At 50.8% G+C, this 21,336-nt stretch carries 18 protein-coding genes; 7 read left to right on the plus strand and 11 right to left on the minus strand.

What is annotated here, in order from left to right; genetic code table 11:
• Positions 1–23 precede the first annotated feature (23 nt).
• Positions 24–1,355 (plus strand): sodium-dependent transporter, encoded by a 1,332-nt coding sequence (locus tag ACFQZE_RS20905; protein WP_379360680.1) that lies wholly within the window; start codon positions 24–26, stop codon positions 1,353–1,355.
• Positions 1,356–1,410: 55 nt separating this feature from the next.
• Here ACFQZE_RS20905 and ACFQZE_RS20910 read toward each other — a convergent pair whose 3' ends face one another.
• From ACFQZE_RS20910 to ACFQZE_RS20920, 3 genes are read right to left on the minus strand one after another with little or no spacing between them, the layout of a single operon-like run.
• Positions 1,411–2,232 carry a hypothetical protein gene (locus tag ACFQZE_RS20910; RefSeq protein WP_379360682.1) on the minus strand — a complete coding sequence of 274 codons (822 nt, stop codon included), beginning with the start codon at positions 2,230–2,232 and terminating at the stop codon, positions 1,411–1,413.
• Positions 2,229–2,432 carry a hypothetical protein gene (locus ACFQZE_RS20915; RefSeq protein ID WP_379360684.1) on the minus strand — a complete coding sequence of 68 codons (204 nt, stop codon included), beginning with the start codon at positions 2,430–2,432 and terminating at the stop codon, positions 2,229–2,231. Before ACFQZE_RS20915 ends, ACFQZE_RS20910 begins: the two co-directional genes overlap by 4 nt.
• Positions 2,426–4,441 (minus strand): M1 family metallopeptidase, encoded by a 2,016-nt coding sequence (locus tag ACFQZE_RS20920; protein WP_379360686.1) that lies wholly within the window; start codon positions 4,439–4,441, stop codon positions 2,426–2,428. Before ACFQZE_RS20920 ends, ACFQZE_RS20915 begins: the two co-directional genes overlap by 7 nt.
• Positions 4,442–4,543: 102 nt before the next feature.
• On the opposite strand from ACFQZE_RS20920, the gene ACFQZE_RS20925 reads away from it, so the two are divergent.
• Together ACFQZE_RS20925 and ACFQZE_RS20930 are read left to right on the plus strand one after the other, a co-directional pair.
• A complete protein-coding gene (locus ACFQZE_RS20925) occupies positions 4,544–5,068 on the plus strand; it encodes a YwhD family protein (protein WP_379360688.1) in 525 nt (174 codons plus the stop codon).
• 184 nt (positions 5,069–5,252) lie between these two features.
• Positions 5,253–9,305 (plus strand): InlB B-repeat-containing protein, encoded by a 4,053-nt coding sequence (locus ACFQZE_RS20930; RefSeq protein WP_379360690.1) that lies wholly within the window; start codon positions 5,253–5,255, stop codon positions 9,303–9,305.
• A gap of 103 nt (positions 9,306–9,408) precedes the next feature.
• On the opposite strand, the gene ACFQZE_RS20935 is transcribed toward ACFQZE_RS20930, so the two are convergent.
• Positions 9,409–10,425, minus strand: a complete 1,017-nt coding sequence (locus ACFQZE_RS20935; protein WP_379360692.1) for a S66 family peptidase — start codon at positions 10,423–10,425, stop codon at positions 9,409–9,411.
• Between the two features lie 197 nt (positions 10,426–10,622).
• Between ACFQZE_RS20935 and ACFQZE_RS20940 the strand changes: the two genes are divergently transcribed.
• The 4 genes from ACFQZE_RS20940 to ACFQZE_RS20955 are packed head-to-tail and all read left to right on the plus strand — an operon-like array spanning position 10,623 to position 13,964.
• Positions 10,623–11,258: an RNA polymerase sigma factor gene (locus tag ACFQZE_RS20940; protein ID WP_379360779.1), complete on the plus strand. Its 636-nt coding sequence runs from the start codon at positions 10,623–10,625 to the stop codon at positions 11,256–11,258.
• Entirely contained in the window at positions 11,255–11,974 is a 720-nt protein-coding gene (locus ACFQZE_RS20945) for a zf-HC2 domain-containing protein (RefSeq protein WP_379360694.1), read from the plus strand. The genes ACFQZE_RS20940 and ACFQZE_RS20945 overlap by 4 nt, the downstream gene beginning before the upstream one ends.
• A gap of 26 nt (positions 11,975–12,000) precedes the next feature.
• Complete coding sequence (locus tag ACFQZE_RS20950) at positions 12,001–13,260, plus strand: hypothetical protein (protein ID WP_379360696.1); 1,260 nt, start codon at positions 12,001–12,003, stop codon at positions 13,258–13,260.
• Entirely contained in the window at positions 13,257–13,964 is a 708-nt protein-coding gene (locus ACFQZE_RS20955; RefSeq protein ID WP_379360698.1) for a hypothetical protein, read from the plus strand. The genes ACFQZE_RS20950 and ACFQZE_RS20955 overlap by 4 nt, the downstream gene beginning before the upstream one ends.
• A 49-nt stretch (positions 13,965–14,013) precedes the next feature.
• Here ACFQZE_RS20955 and ACFQZE_RS20960 read toward each other — a convergent pair whose 3' ends face one another.
• The 7 genes from ACFQZE_RS20960 to ACFQZE_RS20990 all read right to left on the minus strand — a co-directional run bounded on the left by ACFQZE_RS20960 (position 14,014) and on the right by ACFQZE_RS20990 (position 21,259).
• Complete coding sequence (locus tag ACFQZE_RS20960; protein ID WP_379360700.1) at positions 14,014–14,349, minus strand: hypothetical protein; 336 nt, start codon at positions 14,347–14,349, stop codon at positions 14,014–14,016.
• Positions 14,350–14,575: 226 nt separating this feature from the next.
• Complete coding sequence (cyoD, locus tag ACFQZE_RS20965; protein WP_379360702.1) at positions 14,576–14,917, minus strand: cytochrome o ubiquinol oxidase subunit IV; 342 nt, start codon at positions 14,915–14,917, stop codon at positions 14,576–14,578.
• 1 nt (position 14,918) lies between these two features.
• A complete protein-coding gene (gene cyoC, locus ACFQZE_RS20970; protein WP_379360704.1) occupies positions 14,919–15,566 on the minus strand; it encodes a cytochrome o ubiquinol oxidase subunit III in 648 nt (215 codons plus the stop codon).
• Positions 15,567–17,555, minus strand: coding sequence for a cbb3-type cytochrome c oxidase subunit I (locus ACFQZE_RS20975; RefSeq protein ID WP_379360706.1), 1,989 nt, complete (start codon positions 17,553–17,555; stop codon positions 15,567–15,569).
• Between the two features lie 29 nt (positions 17,556–17,584).
• Positions 17,585–18,604, minus strand: coding sequence for a ubiquinol oxidase subunit II (gene cyoA / locus ACFQZE_RS20980; RefSeq protein ID WP_379360708.1), 1,020 nt, complete (start codon positions 18,602–18,604; stop codon positions 17,585–17,587).
• 486 nt (positions 18,605–19,090) lie between these two features.
• Positions 19,091–20,029: an RICIN domain-containing protein gene (locus ACFQZE_RS20985; protein ID WP_379360710.1), complete on the minus strand. Its 939-nt coding sequence runs from the start codon at positions 20,027–20,029 to the stop codon at positions 19,091–19,093.
• Between the two features lie 288 nt (positions 20,030–20,317).
• Entirely contained in the window at positions 20,318–21,259 is a 942-nt protein-coding gene (locus tag ACFQZE_RS20990; protein ID WP_379360711.1) for an RICIN domain-containing protein, read from the minus strand.
• Positions 21,260–21,336: the final 77 nt, after the last annotated feature.

Below are 21,336 nucleotides of genomic sequence, written 5' to 3' on the forward strand. Positions count from 1 at the left end.
ACACGGATGGGTGGTATTTTTTTATGAGCGAACATAGACGGAACGACCGGTTTTCGTCCTTCGGGTTTATTATGTCGGCTATCGGCAGCGCTGTTGGCCTCGGGAACATGTGGAAGTTTCCCTATGTGACGGGGACGTATGGGGGAGCGGCCTTTTTTCTGCTGTTTATGGTTTGCCTCCTTCTCGTCGGATTGCCCGTTCTTCTCGCAGAGCTGGCGGTGGGACGCGGCGGGAGAGGCAACGCCGCCTCCTCCTTGACCAAAATCAGCGGCAATAAGGGGTGGGGAGCGCTTGGCTTTCTGTCGGTGGCGGGTTCATTTTTTATTATGTCGTTCTATGGAGTTGTGGCAGGGTGGACGCTCCATTACGCCTTGCTTTCGTTTACGGGGAAGTTGTTCCGAACGAGCGATTATACGGGGTTGTTCAGCAACTTTATGAACAGCCTTACTCCGATTGGGTGGCAGCTGGTTGTGATGCTGGTGACGGCATTGGTGCTTATACGCGGAGTATCGGAAGGAATTGAACGGTTTAACAAATTTATTATTCCCGCACTGGTAGTGCTTCTGCTTCTGCTGGCTTTTCATGCACTGTCGTTGGAGGGCGCGATGGAAGGGGTATCGTTTTTCCTGAAACCGGACTTTAGCAAGCTGACGGCGGAATCGGCTTTAGTGGCGCTTGGGCAGGCGTTTTTTTCGATGTCGCTTGGCATGGGGACTATGGTTACTTACGGCGCTTATGTGCAGAAAAGCCAGTCGCTTGGCGCTGCTACCCTCTCGGTAGGGGTTGGCAACGCTTTGTATGCCTTATTAGCCGGGCTTATTATTTTTCCAACGATTTTCGTTTTCGGCATCGCTCCGACAGAGGGACCGGGGCTCATTTTTGTGGCGCTGCCCGCCGCTTTTTCCGCTATGCCTTGGGGAGCGTTTTTTGGCGGCTTGTTTTTTGTGCTGCTGGCCTTTGCCGCCATTACATCTGCTGTCTCGATTTTGGAAGTACCCGTTGCTTATGCGAGCGAAAGATTCGGTTGGAATCGGCCGACCACTGTTGTGACGGTCAGTTTGCTTTGTTTTATAGCCGGGGTGCCGTCGGCGCTGTCGCTGGGGATCGGTTCAAGCGTACTGGAGCTAGGCGGGAAGTCGTTGTTTGACTGGATTGATTTTGTATGCTCCAACATCGTGCTTCCGGTCAGCGGGCTCGTCATCACTCTGTTTGCGGGTTATGCATGGAAAGGAGCGGCGGCGGAGGCCGGTTTAACGGCATTTTGGATCAAAATATGGCTGTTTATGCTCCGGTTTGTCGCTCCGCTGCTCGTACTGTTGGTTCTGCTGTATTATGCGGGAGTCATTCGAATTTAGAAGATGGACTGAAAAAAGCTGTCCCCATAGCCTTGCGGCACAAGAGACAGCCTTTTTACGCTTCTGTTTTGTTGAGGCAGTTGAACTGAGCCGCCAGGGTCCATACCCGAAGAAGAGTTTGGATAAGCGGATAGGCTTGGTGAACGATGACGGCGAACAACCCGGCCCAGGCGAGAGACATGCTTGTAACGGCGATGCCAAGCAGGGCGGCGATGCCCCACATGATTAATGAAATAGCGCCATATGAAAAGAAACGTTTGAGAGAGCTCCAAAGCGAGTTTAGAATGCCTTCCCCAGTGACGGCGCCAAATTGCATCGATAAAAACAGCAGATAAACGAGCGCTGACCAAATGATCCAACCGGCCGCTCCGGGAAGTGTCTCGGAAAATAGGACGGGCGAGACGCCATTATGCCGCAGCGAGCTAATCCAATCCGGAACGAGCCACCATGCCGGGGCCAGCATAAGGACGGAGCCGCCCCAGTACAGCAGCATAACGGATTTCCAGTTGGAGCGTATCCCTTCCAGCAGCCGGGTTCCGCCGGCACGGTCTTCATTCTGGCGATGGATGGAATAAAACAGTCCGGCGTTAAACAGCGGCGTCACGAGCATCCGCACAAGAAACAATCCTCCGAGCATCCAAAGATACGGCTGGATAAGGTCCGTCTTGAACAGTTGGAATTGCGCCTCCGTCAAAAACGACTGAACGGCCTGCTCGTTTGAACTGTGGGCGGGGAAACGCCGCAGCAGCGGCGTAATCGTATCATCGATGACGCGGTACAACAGAAATCCCCAAAGCAGCTGGTACAGAAACAACAACACGATCAAATTCATATGTTTAAACGTCAGCCGCCAGCCTTGCAGCATATCGTGTTTCATCGCCAACCCTCCTCAAAAGCGTATACTTGCGCCGAAGCAATTGTAGAAGCAATTGTAGAAGCGAGTGCAGAAGCCAGTTCCGAAGCAGTTGCAAAAGCAAGTTCAACAGCAAGTGCCACAGCAAGTGCAAAAGCAAGTGCAAAAGCAAGTGCAAAGCGACTGCAGAAGCCAACCGTCTGAGCAATTGAACCGGCTACCACCCGAAAGCGCCTAACAATCCTTGCAGAAAGCGGGAAACTCCTACATTCCAGCGTGTACGGGTATCGCCGGGCAGTTGTGCCAGCATGTAGTTGTTGATGAGTTTATTGTCCAGCACGTTGGTATGGTCGGGATCGACGGATACCCATTTCAGAGGTGAGGACGATACTTCGGTATATTCGATATGCGCTTCGTCTCCCGCCCATACTTTCGAGAGGGATGTGCCGTCCTCGAACCGGAACAGGATCGGAATCGGACCGTTCGTCCCGCCGTTTTTGCGAATAAGGACGGTCGATTCATATTGAGGCGTCTCGTTCCCGCCTACTGCTTTTACTTGAATGGCATCCACTGAAAAGTCGGCCATTCGGCTGCCGTAAACAAATTGATTAAAATATTCGGTCCAATCCGCTTTCGTCACACTTTCCACAACCCGTTGAAAATCGGCTGTAGAGGGGTGCTTGAACTTATATTTTTGGAAATACGTGCGCATGATTTTGCTCATAACTCGCGGGCCAACCTTGTTTTCGATATCGACCAGCACCAGCTTGGCACGCATGTACACGTTTTCTGCGTATTGGTTGCGGTTGTGATAAACCCAGGACGGCTGCTTGAGCGGAGCCGGATCGGTCATATAGCTCGCTTCCGTTCTTAGATTTGAGCTTACGCCATAAGCGGCTTCCATCACTTTGTCCTCGGCGTAAGAGGTGAAGCCTTCATCAAGCCAAGCTTCCTCAAATTCGTTGGACGCGACCATGCCGTACCAATACTGGTGGCCAATCTCATGCACGACTGTGCGTTCCAACTCGTAGCCGGGATTGTCGTTCTCTGCGGAGAATGCGGTGACGAGCGTCGGATATTCCATGCCGCCGGCCCCCCCGGCTCCTTTTGGCGGGACGACTACGGACAAGGTCGTGTACGGATAAGCTCCGTACCATTTCGCATAATTGGACAAAGCGGATTTGGCGGCGTGCATGTAGCGTTCTTTTAACTCCGCATGGGCAGGGTCCAAATATAGTTTAATACGAACGCCGGGAATGCCCTTGTCGGAGAAAGCGACTTCCTCATAAATAAAATTCGGAGAGGCGGCCCATGCAAAATCGTGGACATCCTCGGCGTAAAATTGAAAAATGTTTTTCCCGTCCTGACGGACAACGGGTTTCGTTTGAAAGCCGGTCGCGGCCACCGTATACGATTCGGGAACGGCAATACGCACGCTGTAGATACCGAAATCGCTGTAAAATTCTGAGTTTCCGTGGTATTGGTGCACGTTCCAGCCCTCGGAGGAACGGCCTCTCATGCCGTCTGTTTCATATACGGCAAGCTTGGGAAACCATTGGCCCGCCATAATGAAATCACCGGAATAGCCCATTCGAGCAAAAACTTCCGGCAGCTTCACCTCGAAGCCCATCCGCAGCGTAACCGATTTGCCCGGAGCGACCGGCTCCGGCAGCCTAAGCCTAGCCAGCGTGTAATCACTCGGGTTGCCGTCATCCGGCTGCGTATATTGCAGGCGAGGCAGCAAGCTTTCTCCTTCCAGCGTTTGAAGCGTCAGAAGCTTTAGATGGCTTTTGCTGTTCGGCGTAGCTTTGTCCTTCCGCAGCATCCCCCCGGATTCGCTCATAAATGTGGTTTTGGGCGATTGAAAGGCATTGGGGTACAAGTGGAAATACAGCTCGGACACCGTTTTTTTGCCGGGATTGGTCCAAGTGACATCCTGTGTGCCGTCCAAGTGTTGTCCGTCATCGCGCAATGCGACGTTAATGTGGTATTCCACTACCCATTTGCTTAGCGGCTGCGGCTTTGGCGGCATGGCGGCATCCGGCTGCTGGAAGGTTTGCGGCTTGGCCGAAATGGGCGCAGCCGAAACAGATTTCATCGCGCTGCCAGCGGGGGCGAATGCATACGTATACTGGGATTGCCAAGCGTTGCCGAAGCCATACCTGACCGAAAGAGCGATGAGGACGACGGCGAGCGTGCCGAATACTATTCGTTTGACATAGCGTGGAGACATTGAATATTCCCTCCCGTTGACAAGCATCTAAAGCATGTATATGTTTGCAATTCCAAGATTATTAGCTAAAATGGAATTATTGCATGGGAAGGTGGGATAAGCTTGACAGATCAAGGAAATACGCCGGATCAGCCGGAAGTGAAAGAGAAGAAATCCTTGTCGCTCAACGTAGTGAGCAGCAAGAAACATAAAGGGTTTGGCGCGGGCTCCATCGACCTTAGCGATGTAGCATGCGTAATGATTGATGAAGGAGTCGCTTATATCGACGTTGGGGCGATGCATGCAAAGAGCAAAGTCGAACGCGGCATCAAGTTTACGCCGAATAAGGAAGATACTCCGAACGGACGCGAGTGCTGGATCGTTTGGGTAGCGGTTGAGCGTGGCGAGGAAGGCTCCTATTACGCCGGAGCGACGGCATGCGAAATGCTGGTCGATTCCGAAGCGAAGCGGGGCTGGAAAATTCTTGCCGATCACGTCAATCGTTTAGACTACGCGATTAAACGCCGCTATATGCTGGACAATTTGGGCGAAACGGAAAAGGCTGCGCTTCGCAAGCTGCTTGTCGAGCATAATAGCGAGTGGTGGGACCGTTCGCCAGCCGAACTGAAAGAAGTGTTGGGCGGGTAAGCGATAGAGCGTTTCACTTGTTTGATAAGGAAAAAAAGAGCTGTCCCTCCGGAGCGATAAGTTCCGGGGGGACGGCTCTTTTTTATGCGGCCGATTGAGTCTGCTGGCTTACAATTATCGCCTATTAACAAAACCGCTGTAGCGCTGTATAGTGAAGAAGGTTTACAACTTAGACGGAGGTTACATGATGAACGAGAGTATTAGGAATAAAATTTCGTCTCTGCTCGTCGTTGCGCTATTGGCAGGTTTGTTGCAATCGGCGTCAGGCGTAGGATTAGACAAAGCTTATGCGGCGGGAGACGCGCTTGAAGGGCTTCATTGGATGGCGAAACCATCGAAGTCTACCGATTCTACAGATAGTTTTCGAACGGCGGTTTATGGAAACGGAAAGGTGATTGCCGCTGGAACGCCGCCTATGCCTTGGAAAGGTTCGAATGCCGGAGACATGCATAGCGGCAGTCTTTACCGAAGCTCGACTGACGGGGCGGAGTGGTCCGTGCTGGACACAGGACGGAATCATGAGCTTAGAGGCCTAACCTATGGTACGGACGGTTTTATCGGTGTAGGCTATGCGCAGAGAGTCATGTACGGCCAGCAAAGCTACCATGGCGCCATAATGCAGTCCAATGATGGCGTAAGCTGGCGGCATATTGCGCCGCCGAACGATACGGGGACGCAGCTTTTTGGCGTAACGGGCGGCTCGGCAGGCTATGTTGCGGTCGGGGCGCTAAGCGATATTAATTTCGCGCAAAGCCCGGTTATTTTATATTCAAGCAATGGAGTAAACTGGTCATCGCATAACCCTGCGGGAAATGTAGCGCTTAATGCGGTGGCTTTTGGAGAAGGTACATATGTTGCTGTAGGTGGCGGCGGACTCATTATGACTTCTTCGGATGGACGTAACTGGACTCCGCAAACATCCGGCATTTCCTCCACTTTGCGCGGTATTGTGTATGGCAATGGCAAATTTATTGCGGTAGGCAGCGGCTCCGCGATTCTCATTTCGGAGGACGGAATAGCTTGGACAGCGGTGACACCGCCTGTGAACGGTACATTCCAAAGCGCTGCGTATGGCAACGGAACCTACGTTATTGTTGGAAACGGCGGGAATATTCTCAGCTCGTCCGATGGAGTCAATTGGACTTCCAGAGTATCGGGAACTACCGCAGTGTTGTACGGAGCAGCTTATGTAAACGGCGGGTTTATGGCGCTTGGCGCTAACGGCACAATTCTAATGGCACAGCACAAGCTGGAATATGTCGCCGGAGCAAACGGAGCGATTAGCGGCGAGGCGGCTCAAGGCGTTGCACCGGGAGGCAGCGGCAAAGCGGTCACGGCTGTTCCAAACGTAGGTTATCATTTTACGGCTTGGAGCGACGGAAATACGAACCCGACTCGAACCGATGCCGGGATAACGGGAGACTTATCCGTTACGGCGCAGTTCGAAATCAATATGTACGACCTGATTTATTCGGCTGGCCCGAACGGAAGCGTAACGGGCAATCTCGCTCAGTCCGTAGCTCATGGAGATTCGGGTACGGAAGTGACGGCGGTGCCGGATGCAGATTATCATTTTGCGGGCTGGAGCGACGGTTATGCGGGGGCGGTGCGAACCGATCTCGTCGTGACGGGACCGATTGCGGCACAGGCGATTTTTGCCATCGACACTTACAATTTGGTTTATGCGGCGTCTGCGGGCGGCACGATTAGCGGACTGGCTTCTCAAACCGTCAATGCGGGACAAGACGGTCAGCAAGTAACGGCAGTGCCGAATACGGGCTATCATTTTGTTCAATGGAGCGACGGAGTTGTGTCCCCCTCGAGAACAGAAAGGGCGGTAAGAGCGTCGTTCCAAGCAACGGCCCAATTTGCCATCAACCAATACGGTTTGACTTATCGGGCGGGTTCCGGCGGAACCGTTGACGGTTCAGCTTCGCAAACGGTCGACCATGGGGCTGACGGGACTGCCGTTACCGCAGTGCCGAATGATGGATACCAATTTACCGGCTGGAGCGATGGTATAACGTCGCTTTCCCGCACTGATTTGGACGTAACTGGCGCGATCGACGTCACTGCACTATTTTCTATTTATGAATATACGTTAACGTATGCGGCTGGATCGGGCGGGACGATAGACGGCGATGCTGCTCAGCTTGTCGATCATGGTTCGGACGGAGTACGAGTTACGGCAGTGCCGGATGAAGGGTATCATTTCGTGAGCTGGAGCGACGGAGTGATTGTGCCTTCGCGCCTTGATGCGGACGTGAGGGGCAATATCAATGTAACGGCTCAATTTGCTATCAATCAATATACGGTGGATTATTTGGCGGGGGCAAACGGCACCATTACGGGCAACGTCTCCCAAACGGTGGAGCACGGCTCGGATGGTACGGCCGTGACGGCCGTACCGGATTTTCACTATCATTTTGTAAAGTGGAGCGACGGGGTAACAACCGCTGGTCGGACCGATTCCAACATAAAAGGAGTGGTTAGCGTCACGGCACAATTCGCTATCGACACCTTTACGCTGACTTACTCCGGCGGAACGGGCGGCAGAATAGCGGGAACGGCCTCCCAAACGATCGAATACGGCAAAGACGGGGCTGAAGTGACGGCTGTGCCGGAAGCAGGCTACCATTTCAAAAACTGGAGCGACGGCGTAACGACCGCAAGCCGGACGGAGGGGGCAGTCACTGCCGACGTTCAGGTGACGGCTGTTTTTGAACGCAACCAGTATACACTTAGCTATCAAGCCGATGCGAACGGAACGTTGAACGGAAATGCCAGCCAAACGGTATTCCACGGCGAGGACGGTACGGAAGTAAAAGCCGTGCCGGGTAGCGGCTACCAGTTTGTCCGCTGGAGCGACGGTGTGACGAGCGAGGCCCGTACAGATAAAGCCGTTAGCCGCAATTTGAATGTGACAGCGATATTTGCGCCTATCTATACAGGCGGCGGTGGCGGCGGCACATCACCCGATCCTGACTTTACGGTCATTATTGACGGAAAACCGCTTGCTTTGGGCAAGGCAAATGTAGTGTCGCGCGGCGGTCAGTCGCTTTTGAAAGTGACGCTGGATTATGAGAAGCTGAAAGCCGCCATCACTGGTGGCGAAGAGGCGACCATCGTCATTCCTTCCATAAAAGGTACAGATGCAACCGTTGCGGAATTGTCAGGGGACATTATGAGATTGATGATTCAAAATAAAGCTGTCATCCAAATCGAACGCGAAAACGCTATATACCCTGTATCAGCTAACGCCATTGATTTGCAAAAGTATGCCGCTTTATTCGGCAAGGACATTGAAGCCGGTTCCTTGACCTTTGCAGTAGAAGCGGGCGATGCAGCAGCGGATGAAGCGGCTCGTGCCGAGCAATCGGCAAATCAGCGTAACATTCAGCTGATAGCCAAACCGATCTCGTTTGTCATTACGGCTACCCATGGCGGCCGCACGATTGAACTGCCGGGCTTCAGTTCGTATGTGGAGCGCTGGCTGCTTCTTCCGGATGGCAGCGAAGGGGAGATGACGACGGTTGTTGTCTTTGAAAAGGATGGTTCCATCCGTCATGTCCCGACTCGTGTAGAGAGCAAAAACGGTAAGGCTTACGCTGTAGCAAGCAGCATAACGAACAGCCTTTATGGAGCGGTTAGCCGCTCGGCCGTATTTTCGGATATGAAGGGACATTGGGCCGAGGAGCCGGTTGGCCGCATGGCGTCGCGCCTTGTTTTGGAAGGCGGGGCTAACGGGTCATTTTCGCCTAATAAGGCCATTAGCCGTGCTCAATTCGCAGCGATTATCGTTCGTGCGCTCGGACTAAAGCTTGAAAGCGGATCGGCCGGATTTAGCGATGTCGACAAATCGGCATGGTATGCGGACGTTGTATATACCGCATCTAAAAGCGGCTTGATTACCGGATACGAGGATGGAAGCTTTAGACCAGAAGCTAGCATTACGAGGGAGCAGGCTATGGTTATTGTTGCGAAAGCAATGGACAGACTGAGCATAAACACGGAAATGACCCCAGAGGAAATAGATTCTATTGTTAAGCCTTATCGCGATGGGGCGAGCGTATCTAAATGGGCGAAAACAGCGGTTGCGGCAAACTTGAAGGCCGGAATGGTGAATGGCCGCTCTGCAGAAGCGCTTGATCCTAAAGCATTCGTATCCCGCGCCGAGGTAGCGGTTATTGCGGAGCGACTGTTAGGGAAAGCGGGACTTATCTCCATAAAGGGATAGGGAATGCCCTTTGCGTAAGCAGGCATAAGCCTTTTTTTAAAAAGACACCTTATTCACCGCATGCAGTGGCTGCGCGGTGAAGAGGTGTCTTTCTTATATTTACTTACGGTTTGAAATGTTGTACAACCGTTCCTTTACCGCCTTCCGACTCGATAACGGCGTATGCTCCGTTCACGAAGGTGATTTGAGGAGGCATATGGCCGCAATCGATATCGTGGATGAGCGGTACTCCTACTTCTTCGGCAAGCTCCCGGTAGACGTCTTCCACCGTGTAGTCTTCAACGGGACCGCCCGCTGGGCTGCGTCCGAACAGCAGGCCGGAGCAATGCCGGAACCACCCGGCCAGCTTCATCTGAACGAGCGAGCGGCGGAGATCGGTTGTTTTCATCTCGCAATTTTCGAAATACCACACAATCGGCTCACCTCGAAGCTTTTCGCGCTGAAACGTAGACACGTCGCCATATGGAGTTCCGATCAAATGCCGGATGAGATCGATGCAGCCGCCAAGGAGGCGGCCTTCTATCCGAACCGGCTCATCCGACAACGTATTCCAATAGGTCGGCTCGGTTAGATGGAATACGGAAGGAGAGGGCTCCTCGAAGTTCCATTCCTCTTGATAAAAGGGCGATGAATGCTGGACGATTGTACCACCGTTTTCCGTACGCAATACGGAGAGCCATTTGGCCGTTGTTTCGTCACTTTTTTCCCCGCGCAAATCAATTAAGTTTGTTCCATGGGCGGTTGCGATGCCCGTCTTTAAAGTGGTGGCGAGCAGCAATACGCTAGTATCGGAGTAACCGAGCAGCCATTTGTTTGGAAACCGGTCAAAAGCGAGATGCTCCAGCGTCTCAATGAGCAATTCTCCACCCCAAGGCGGAATGATGAGGTCAATCTCAACGTTTGCCATCATCTCGTTCAACTCGCTTGCACGGTCGATGGCCGGTGCAGACTTTGCTTTATGTTGGTTCCAAGTGGTTTTTCCAGTTTGCGTGCCGAAGCCTCTTTCATTTAACCGCCCGATAGCTTTTTTCAGTAGAGGATGCAACGGATCGTCTACGCCGGACGAAGGGGCGGTTATACCGATGACGGGCGTTTCTTTTAGCGATGGGTATAAGATCATGTACGTTCCTCCTTCATAGGCTGAGTTGATGTTTTAAAGGATTATAAAGAGCATAGAGGCATTTGTCTAGAGCTGGTGAATTGCAATATTTTCAACGGAGCGGGCTGCAGGCGGTTTGCCGTCTTTAGGGCATAGGGGTAGAATGAATCCGTGAGCTGGAACCCTTTAAATGCGCGATGCAAAAAAAATTTAATATAGTGCAGGGGTTGGACAAGGTTGCAACGTCTATTTATAGCGGAAGGGAGGGGAGCGTTATTCAAGAAGAAGCATGGCTGCTGGCCGCGCGCGACGGAGGGCCCGAGCATTATCGACCGTTTGTGCAAGCCTATGGCGCTTATATTTATAAAACCGTATACGCCGTGTTGCATTCACCGCATGATGCGGAGGATGTGACGCAGGATGTGCTCCTGCAAATCTATCGCTCTCTCCCGAACTGCCGAATGGATGGGCTGAAGACATGGATTACACGAATTGCGGTCAATCGGGCTATCGATTTTAAACGAAGCAAAGCAAGAAGACCGGAGCAGCTTATCGAACTGGAGACAGTCGATCGTCACGAGACATCGTTCCGGGGCGAAGGGATGCTGGATGCCGCCCCCGTGCCGGCGGCTGAGACCGTCGCATTGCGCGAAGAGGAGCTAAAGCACATTCAAGCCAAGGTGAGCGAGCTGCCGGACAATTACCGAGAAGTCGTAACCGCGTTTTATATAGAAGAGAAAAGCTACGAGCAAATTGCTTCCGAGACGGGGCTGGAGCTGAAAAGCGTGGAATCCAGGTTATACCGGGCAAGGGGCTGGATGAAGCGACATTGGCGGAAGGAGGATTTCGAATGAGCGAAACAAAGAAGGGCCATTTGACAACGGAACAGCTCTATCTCTACATCCGTGGAGAGATGTCTCCGCAAGAGCGGGAGCGCGTTGATGAAGAACTGTTGGTTTGCGAAGGCTGTTTGTGGCAGTTTATGGCCGCTATGGAGGAGGCCGAGCGCGGCGGCGGGCCGTCTCCTCTCCATATAGTTGTGCCTGATATGGACCGAATAGAAGAGCAAATTATGGCGGAGCTGATGCATGGCTCAAATCATACTATTGCGGAACGTCCGCTGCATCATGTGTCGTTCCCGGCAGAGAAGCCGGAATACTCTTCAAGTGAAGCAAATGTCGACAATCCCGCCGCCGCCAAGCTTGAAGCGGAGAGGGCTCAGAACGATATCCCGCACGGAGACAACTATGAGCAAAAGCTGGTTCCAAAGGAGCTTCAAAAGGAGCAGCCGATTGAAAGGGATCAACGGTCGAAAAAGAAAAAGTACGATTCGTGGCTGCAACACCCGGCTACTCATTACACGATTGCAGCATCCATCACCATCTTGCTGCTGGCTACAGGTGCATTGGCAAGCTTCTCCGAAGGATTGCAGCGGCTGGATAAAGTGGAGCAACAGGAACCTCCTTATTCTATCGGTTCGGAATGGGTGAATCAGCCTACCTGGTCGGATCGGCTGGTCGATCAAGCAGGATCATGGCTAGACGGAGTTCAAAAGTGGCGCTTTAAATAAATTTTAGTGAGGAGAGGAAGATCAATATGACGATAAATAAAAGCCCGTTAGTGGCATTTCTGCTATCGTTTATACCTGGGTTAGGCCATGCCTATTTGGGCAGGCCGATCCGGTGCATTTTGTACGGAGGCGGATTTTTTGGCGCTATTTTGCTCAGCATATTCGTTGCTTTTATATCCAATGGAAGCGAAGAGCCAATCATGTTGTTGTTATTTGTTGCCGCTATATTCGGTTTTGCCAACATGCTGGACATGATTTTAACGCTTGTTTCCGGCGGGTATAAGCATACTTCACGAGGAGCAGCGCCTCCTCAAAGTTATTCGGCTCAAGGGATGAACGGAAACGGCCCGCACCCGGGGCAATTCAGCTACGAAGGAGAGGCTTCAACCTCTCAAGGTGCTGCGTATTCCTATAACGGCGGAGCGGGGTTCCGACAAGACGCTTACGAACAGCAGCAGGAGAAAACGAGAACGATTCTAATGTCGATTATTCCGGGGCTTGGCCATATGAATCTTGGCCTTATGCAGCGCGGCATTACATTTCTCGTGGCGTTTGTTGGGCTGTTTGCGATCATTCTGTTTCTGAGTGTGATTACAAGCAGCGCTTCGCTGCTCGTCTTTTTGCTCGCTTTGCCGATCATTTGGATTTATGCCATGTTCGATGCGGTCAGTTTGGTGCAAAGCAAGCATCGCGGAGAAACGCTTGAGGACAAGTCGTTATTTGAAGGAATTGAGGCTCATATTGCCTCCGGCCAGAAAAACAAGGTGTTGACGATTGCACTGGCTATCTTTCCGGGCGCGGGCCATCTTTATCTCGGTCTTCAAAAAAGAGGGCTGCAATTAATGGCCGGCTTCCTGCTCGCGATTTATATTATGGATACGTTGCGGTTGTCGCTCTTCTTATTCTTGCTGCCGCTGTTTTGGTGCTTTGCTTTTTTTGATGCGCTGGCTCAGCTTTCCCGGCACAACCGTCAAATGCTTTCGGACGATCCCATTATTCCGATGTTTGTTCCTTACCAGCGCTGGTTAGGAGTCGGGCTGCTCGGCTTTGGGGTATATTTCCTGCTTGACCGGATTATTATGAACGTGTTGTCGCGGTATTCGGTGCTGATTCAGGAGCATTATTATCAATACAAATATATGCTGCCTACCGCCATCATCGCGTTTGTTATGATCGCTTTTGGACTCAGGCTGGCTTTCGGCAGCCGCAGCCTGCTGGGCGGCAAAGAGCGCGGACATGAACATCAACCGCGTCCGCATTCTGGCGAAAGAGGGGATCGGCGATGAGCGCATTGGACAATACAGTTCCCCCAGCAGCGGTAGGCAATCAGCCGGCTGAACGTGAGAAGGGCCGTTCCTGGCGTGTAGGGACGTTGTCTATGGGCTTTACGCTCATGCTGATCGGCACCGCATTTGCCGTTTCGTTATGGCAGGAAATCGATGCTTACGATATGCTTCTGTGGGTGGCGCCGCTTGTCTTTATATTGCTTGGTCTTGAGCTGCTCATTTATTTGTTTGTGTCTGGCAAGCGGGACACGGTTATTCGATACGATTGGATCAGCGTATTTTTTGTCGGACTGGTCGGGTTTGCGAGTGTAGTGATGGCGTTGCTGATGTCGACCGGATTATTTGACGAGTTGGAGCGCCAAATGAAAACGACGGAACGTACCGTCTATGTAGAATCGGAAAAAGCGGCTGTTCCAGATAAGATCATAAAAATCGTGCTCCAGTCGCCAGTTGAAATCGCGATAGACAAAACAAGCGGGCAAGAGCTTCAACTGCTGGGACAAATCCGGTATTGGTCGGATGAGGCTTTGAGCCGCGAGACGGCAAGCAAAAACATTATGACTACCAAAACGATAGGCGACGTCATGTATGTATTCGTCAACCCTCCCGACGCTGTTGCGGGATCATGGTTTTCCGTATCGGCCGACCCAGGCTTGACGCTGGCAATACCGGATGGGGTAGCGCTGGATCGTCGTTATCCGTAATCAAATAAAGCGGCAAGGAAGAGCGTGTTAGCCCTTCTTGCCGCTTTTGTTATTTCGTTTCCGTTTGGAGCCAAAGAAACCCTAGCCTTACCATATCTTTTAACTTCGTCAAACCGACCACTAAACAAATCATGCTGATCGCCCACAAGATGCCCATTCCGGCAAAGGCCAAGGAATTGTACTCCGAGCTTGCTGCCGCCCTTGTATCCAGCAATTGTACCCCGGAAAACGCGCATATCGCCAATAAGAGCAGATGAACCGTGACCCAGCCGAAACCGCTTTGTTTATACTTCATTGTCAAATATGCGGATAAACAACCTGCAGGAATAAGAAACAGCAGCAATCCAAGTCTCAAAAGTCCAGGCACTTCTTCCTCTAGCATCATGACGAAACCAACGCCTCCCGGTTTAAAATGATCTTGCTTGAATAAGTAACGGAAGGACATGGACAAAAGTTGCATGTCTTATTATCGTGAACCCGGTAAGAAGTATGGCGCTTTTTTTGGAGCGAAAATGAAAAGCGGCCCGCTGAGAAGGCCATTTTTTTCAAAATGACCATCCAGCGGGCCGCCTTATTGCACTAGGCTGCTTTCTCTCTATTGAATAAGCTTCTTAGGTAGCGACTGCATTGTAAGTCATAATCCAGATCGAGCCCGCTACGATCGTCAGCATAATGACGAGACCGAAAATAAGCGAGATCATGTTGTAGCGAGGTTTTTCTTCTTCTCTAATGTGCATGAAGAATAGAAGCTGAACCGCAAATTGTAGAATCGCCATCACGAGAATAATGATCGTGTTCACTTGTTTGCTGAACATATCGTTCATCACGACAACAAGCGGAATAATCGTAAGCACGATCGACAGGAGAAAACCGATGACATAGGACTTCATGGAGCCATGCCCTTTGTGGCCTTCATGTTCTCCGTGGCCGGAATGCGCGTTATGGTTCCCCATTCTACATCACCCCCATCAGGTACACGATTGTGAAGACGAAAATCCAAACGACGTCAAGGAAATGCCAGTACAAGCTGATAATGTTTACTTTGCGCTTTGTTACTGGTGTAATGCCGCGTTTGCGAATCTGAAGGATAAGCGCCGTCATCCAGACGAGACCGACCGTAACGTGCAGGCCGTGCGTGCCGACCAAAGTAAAGAAAGCGGACCAGTATGCGCTTGTTCCGATATTGGCGCCCTCATGAACGAGGTGGATAAACTCCGATACTTCCAAGTAGATGAAGGAAGCGCCAAGCAAAGCGGTAATGACGAGCCAAGTAATGAGCCCTTTTTTGTTGCCCCGGTTCATCTCCAGCAGCGCAATGCCGCTGGTGAAGCTGCTCGTCAGCAAGATGAAGGTGGAGAGGATGATGCCCGGCATCTGGATCAATTCCTCGCCCGTCGGGCCGCCTGCTGTATTGAGGCGAAGCACGACGAACGTTGCGAATAGAGTGCCGAACAAAATAACGTCAGTGATAAGGAAGAGCCAGAAGCCAAACGTCTTCATCTCTTCTTGGTCATGATGATCGTGGCCGTGATGGCCGTCGTCATGGCCGCCATGCCCGGAGTGCTCATGCGCTCCGGCTTTATGATCAATTGCGTGTGCCATTTAGTGAGCCCCCCTGGCTGCGGCTTCCGTCCGTTCAACCTCGGCGACAGAAACGTAGTAATCGGTATTATAGGTGAAAGATCTTGCCAGCATACATGCGACAACGCCGGCGAGTCCAAGGACAATCATCCATTTCCAATCCCAGACGAAGCCGAAGCCGGCTACGAACCAGGCGAGAGACATAATAAACGGGATGCCGGAGTTGCGCGGCATATGAATCGGCTCAAGCGGAGCCTGCTCTGCGCGGGCGACTTCCGGAATTTCCGCTTCGCCTCTTAGGCGGCGCTGCTTTTTCTCCCACCAATCGTCTTGACTTGTAACGATTGGAGTGCGGGCGAAGTTGTAGAACGGAGCCGGAGATGGAATCGACCATTCCAGCGTACGGCCATCCCAGCTGTCGCCAGTTGTTTCTTTTTTGTAGAACTTGATGCTGTGCGCAATTTGCCATACTTGGAAAATAAACGCGATACCCATCAAGAAAGCGCCGACCGTCGAAATGACGTTAAGCGGCTGCCAGCCCATATCGAAGTTGTATTCGTTCACGCGGCGCGTCATGCCCATTAGGCCAAGCGCATATTGCGGCATGAAGCAAACATAGAAACCGATATTCCAGAACCAGAACGCCCATTTGCCAAGCCCTTCGTGCAGCTTGAAGCCGAACATTTTTGGCCACCAGTAGTAAAGACCCGCGAAGTAACCGAACACAACGCCGCCGATCAACACTTGGTGGAAGTGAGCGATCAGGAAGTAGCTGTTGTGGAACTGGAAGTCGGCAGGCGCTACGGACAGCAGCACCCCGGTCATTCCCCCGATGACAAAACAAGGGATAAAGGCGACCGACCACATCATTGGCGTAGGGAAAGACAACCTTCCTCGGTACATCGTAAAGAGCCAGTTAAATACTTTGACGCCCGTCGGTATGGCGATAATCATTGTAGTGATGGCGAAAAACGCATTGACGTTTGCGCCGGTGCCCATCGTAAAGAAGTGATGCGCCCATGTAAAGAACGAGAAGAAGCTGATCGACATAAGAGCGAATACCATCGATTTGTAACCAAACAGCTTTTTCTTCGAAAATGCTGCAACCACTTCGGAGAAAATACCGAAGGCTGGCAATACAACGATATAAACTTCGGGATGTCCCCACATCCAGATGAGGTTGATATACATCATCGGATTGCCGCCGCCGTCGAGCGTAAAGAAATGCGCGCCGAGATAACGGTCAAGGAACAGCAGGAACAAAGTAACGGTCAAAATAGGGAAAGCGAACATGATCGTTACGCAGGACGAAAGCACGGACCAGCTGAACATTGGCATTTGCATCAGTTTCATGCCTGGAGCGCGCATTTTCAAAATCGTTACGACAAAGTTGATGCCTGTTGCAAGCGAGCCGATACCGGATATTTGTATACCCCATATATAGAAATCCTGGCCGACGCCCGGACTGCCTGACAGCTCTGATAAAGGCGGGTAAGCGAGCCAGCCCGCATCCGGCGAACCGCCGATAATAAATGATAGATTGAACAACATGGCGCCGAAGAAGAACATCCAGAAGCTCAAGGAGTTCAGGAACGGGAATGCAACGTCGCGCGCGCCGATTTGGAGCGGAACGACGATATTAAACAAACCGAACATTAGCGGCATGGCCATAAACAAAATCATAATGACGCCATGCGTCGTAAAGATTTGATTATAGTGTTCCGCGTTTAGAAATTCGAGTTCTGGTGCGGCAAGCTGTACCCGCATCAAGAGGGCGTCTACGCCGCCGCGGAACAACATCATAATGGCTGCGATAATGTACATGATGCCGATTTTTTTGTGATCGACGGTGGTTAGCCATTCCGTCCAAAGCCAGCGCCATTTTTTGAAATACGTAAGTGTGAATACAATCGCTACAAGGGTTAACGCAATGGATACTTGCGCGCCTAGAATGAGGGGGTCGCCCGTAACGAAAAACTCGGATGAAAAGTCTTTGATCTTATCCCACATGAGTAATACTCCTTTCGTTGACGGTACCTTTAGTGCCCCGCATGCTCGTTGTTTTGATCGGAAGCCGGTTTATCCGCTTCCTTGTTTCCGGCATCGCCTTGACCGGAATGGTCGCTTTCGCCGGACGATTGCGCTTTTGCTGAATCGTCGCTTTTCGCTTCGCCGGAGTCTGCGCCGTGGCCTGCATGAGCGCCTTTACTTCCTTTTTCTACATATTGCGTAACGATTTGATTGAACAAACCTTCCGGGAAGCTGGAGAACAGCATAACATTAGAACTTCCTGGCTTCTGAAGCTCTTTATAGCCTTCTTGTGTCAAAGCTGGCGCATCGCCTTTTACTTCCTGTATCCAAGCGTCATATTCCTCTTGTGAAACGGCGTCCGCTTTAAACGTCATTTGGGCGAAATGTTCGCCGTTGAAGTTGGCGCCTGAGCCAAAGTAGCTGCCTTTTTCGTCGGCTTGCAAATACAAGGTCATCGCCATGCCCGACATGGAGTAGAGCTGGCCGCCGAGCTGCGGAATCCAGAAGGAGTTCATCGCCGTATCCGAAGTCAGTTGGAAACGAACCGGAACATCTTCAGGGAATTTCACATAGTTGACGGTAGCGATGTTTTCGCCAGGGTATTTAAACAGCCATTTCCAGTCCATAGAGGTGACTTGTATCGTAATGGGTTCTTTTTCGGATACAAGAGGTTTGGATGGCTCTAGTTTGAATGTGTAAATGCCGGTAATGATCGCAAGAATAAGGATGATGACGATTGGAATGGTCCACCAAGTCACTTCCAGCTTCGTGCTATGCTCCCAGTTAGGCGCATATGCGGCTTTTCTTCCGGGGCGATCCCGGTAACGCCAGACGATAATCCCTGTCAAAATCAGGACGGGAACAATAATGATGGCGCACAGAAGCGTTGATATAATAATCAAATCCTTCTGATCCTGCGCAATCGGTCCCTTCGGGTCAAGCACGATATATTGCTCCCCGCAGCCTGAGAGCAGGAAAACCATCGCCATGAAGAGCCCTGCTGTCAGCATTCGATATTTACGTCTCATCTCGGTTCCAACTCCTTAACATGTTTATGAAGCAAACTTTTTTGGGGAGCAAGCTTGCTTCGTTAGGGCGTCCGCTTTTGGTAGTTAGCTCGATCCGCAGCAGAGGGACGCTTCCTTCGAAAATACGATTGCTCTCAACGTTTAAGTTTGCTTCAAAAAAATACGCTCATTAAAATAGCTTACGACTAACATAGCAGATTTGAACCTCCGTGACTGCGGGGTTAACAATTACGTAAATAATTCGACTTTTTTCCGACATATATTAGTCACGAGTTAGACATAGGTAATTTTTAGAAGGAGGGGATTTGAGAGTGTCGAACGATTTTAAAATAACCACTTTAAACGATAGGAACAGCAAAAAAGGAGGACGAAAGGGGCTAGGTGCAATCGAGAGAAAGGCCGACTTATTTCATTGTATGTTCTCTGACAAAATGGACGGTTCATAAAAAACGGCCCCCCGAATATCCGGGAAGCCGTGGAGCTATTTTATAGTGGAATGAGTCTCCATTTCTGCGCCCCGGAGCCATTATCCTCCCACAAGTGAACAGGAGTCAAATTAGTGGTTCCGGAATTTTTGACATCCAACACTTTGCCGCTTAGCTTGTTGATGAATTTATAGTTGCCATCGCTAAGTTTGACGGGCTTCCACAATTGAGAATCGGTATTGTACGGTGTCCATATATGGATAACAGCCCCATTCGCAGTAGACACCCCATAAACATCGATGGCCTTGTTGCTGTTTGAATCGATCAGTTTATAGTAGCCATTGTGGTCTACATATTGGAGCCGCCATCTTTGATTGTTAGTATTGAAGAAGTCAAAGATGATTAATCTTGTTCCGTCTGCTGTCCCAGATCCTTGAACGTCTAGCGCTCTGCCGCTTTGCGGATTGTAGAGCGCAGCTAAAGCGGGCAGAACGTTAATCTCCGCTTGTATATATCTGATACTGTAGTTAGCAAACATAGGTGTAAGTACACCTGCCGTTTCCCCGTCTTGCTTCCATTCCCCGGGTCCTCCAGGTGCAGTCGCGACCCTGTAACGGATCTGGATATGAGGAGCGTTGACCAACCTCATTTCGATGGCTGATATTACGTTCGCCTGACTAATTGCGAACAATCGTTGTCCGCCTCCTGTCCACGGATACCACCCTTCCCTCTGGACATAAACGCGAAACTCCAAACGGGCACCAGGAGGCAAGACGCCCGGTGCGGTTGAAACGGTTAGTCCATCCAAGAAACCATCATGTTCTACGGTAGTATCACCGTCATAACTAGTCAAAACCGTACTGTCTGTCCATTCGGTAATATACTTTAGCTTGTAGGTTTGCGCAGCAGCTCTTTCGGCTAACGCAGGCGGGAGCAAACTAAGGAGTAAAGCGACCATTACTAGTAATTTCAACGACCGAAAACCTATTAAATTGGACATCAAGATACCCTCCTTTAATTTGGAAAGCGCTCTCATAACCGCCCGCGGTGCGATTTCGATTTCGCTTTATCCATTGTAAGTATAGAAAAAGTTTAAGCAGTTCGTATCCCTCTTCCTACTCATTTTTATCATTAATTCAAAATAATTCCTGATAAATAACCGTGAATAGCGGGTGGGGAAGCATCCCGTAAGTTTGATGGAACAGCACTCATATGCCAGGTAGTGAAAAAACAGTTTAAAAAAGCGGCCACCGGAAAAAGAGGGAAGCCGCGTTCATTTCAAAACATGTTAAACCGGAATGAGCCTCCACTTTTGCGCGCCCGAGCCATTGTCCTCCCACAGATGTACAGGCGTTAAATTAGCGGTGCCCCCGTTTTTGACGTCCAGCGCTTTGCCGCTTAACTTGTTGATGAATTTATAGGTGCCATCATTAAGGTTAACAGGCTTCCATAGCTGAGAGTCTGTATTGTAAGGTGTCCATATATGGATAATAGCTCCATTGGCAGTAGACACCCCATAAACATCGATAGCCTTATTGCTGTTTGAATCGATCAGCTTATAGTAACCATTGTGGTCTACATATTGGAGCCGCCATCTTTGGTTGCTGAAATTGAAGAAATCCCAGATTATCAATCTCGCGCCGTCTGCCGTTCCAGCTCCTTGGACATCGAGCGCTTTGCCGCTTTGCGGATTGAAGAGTGCGGCTACTGTGGGTAGAACGTTAATATCCGCAATAAACACTTCAATACTATATCCATCATAGCCAGTTGATGGTATTCTGCCGGCAGTTTCCCCATCCTGTTTATATCCCGATCCCCATTCAATATCAGTCAAGTAACGGACCTGTATGTTAGGAGCATTGATCAGTCTCATTTCAATGGCTGTTATCGCATGCATGGGCACAACGGAGTGCGCTCGTTGTCCCCCCGCTACCCACGGATACCATCCTTCTCTTTGGGCATATATGCGATACTCCAAGTAGGCTCCGGGAGGCAACGAGATCCCGGGGCCGAGGGAGATCGTAATTGCCTTCAAGGTGCCACCCGAATTGTCAGGATATTCCCTGTCGTAATTAGTCACAATCTCGCCGTTAGTCCATTCTGTCACGTACTTTATCTTATAGCTTTGAGCGGCAGCTTTCTTGGCGAGCGCGGGTGGGAATAAACTAAGGAGTAAAGCTGCCATTACCAATATAAATAACATTTTGTTGCCTATTCTATTGGACATCATGATACCCTCCTTTAATTAGGAAAGCGCTCTCATAACCGCCCGCGATGCGGTTGGGATTTCGCTTTGGTTAGACCTTT

It is taken from the genome of Paenibacillus sp. GCM10027627 (assembly GCF_042675505.1).
GTDB lineage: Bacteria > Bacillota > Bacilli > Paenibacillales > Paenibacillaceae > Pristimantibacillus.

Coding starts and splice junctions, on each gene's coding strand:
- ACFQZE_RS20950 (WP_379360696.1), top strand. CDS start 12,001: ATGACGATAAATAAAAGCCCGTTAGTGGCATTTCTGCTATCGTTTATA.
- ACFQZE_RS20935 (WP_379360692.1), bottom strand. CDS start 10,425: ATGATCTTATACCCATCGCTAAAAGAAACGCCCGTCATCGGTATAACC.
- ACFQZE_RS20975 (WP_379360706.1), bottom strand. CDS start 17,555: ATGTGGGATAAGATCAAAGACTTTTCATCCGAGTTTTTCGTTACGGGC.
- ACFQZE_RS20920 (WP_379360686.1), bottom strand. CDS start 4,441: ATGTCTCCACGCTATGTCAAACGAATAGTATTCGGCACGCTCGCCGTC.
- ACFQZE_RS20945 (WP_379360694.1), top strand. CDS start 11,255: ATGAGCGAAACAAAGAAGGGCCATTTGACAACGGAACAGCTCTATCTC.
- cyoD (WP_379360702.1), bottom strand. CDS start 14,917: ATGGGGAACCATAACGCGCATTCCGGCCACGGAGAACATGAAGGCCAC.
- ACFQZE_RS20910 (WP_379360682.1), bottom strand. CDS start 2,232: ATGAAACACGATATGCTGCAAGGCTGGCGGCTGACGTTTAAACATATG.
- ACFQZE_RS20990 (WP_379360711.1), bottom strand. CDS start 21,259: ATGATGTCCAATAGAATAGGCAACAAAATGTTATTTATATTGGTAATG.
- ACFQZE_RS20985 (WP_379360710.1), bottom strand. CDS start 20,029: ATGTCCAATTTAATAGGTTTTCGGTCGTTGAAATTACTAGTAATGGTC.
- ACFQZE_RS20960 (WP_379360700.1), bottom strand. CDS start 14,349: ATGATGCTAGAGGAAGAAGTGCCTGGACTTTTGAGACTTGGATTGCTG.
- cyoA (WP_379360708.1), bottom strand. CDS start 18,604: ATGAGACGTAAATATCGAATGCTGACAGCAGGGCTCTTCATGGCGATG.
- ACFQZE_RS20955 (WP_379360698.1), top strand. CDS start 13,257: ATGAGCGCATTGGACAATACAGTTCCCCCAGCAGCGGTAGGCAATCAG.
- ACFQZE_RS20930 (WP_379360690.1), top strand. CDS start 5,253: ATGATGAACGAGAGTATTAGGAATAAAATTTCGTCTCTGCTCGTCGTT.
- ACFQZE_RS20905 (WP_379360680.1), top strand. CDS start 24: ATGAGCGAACATAGACGGAACGACCGGTTTTCGTCCTTCGGGTTTATT.
- cyoC (WP_379360704.1), bottom strand. CDS start 15,566: ATGGCACACGCAATTGATCATAAAGCCGGAGCGCATGAGCACTCCGGG.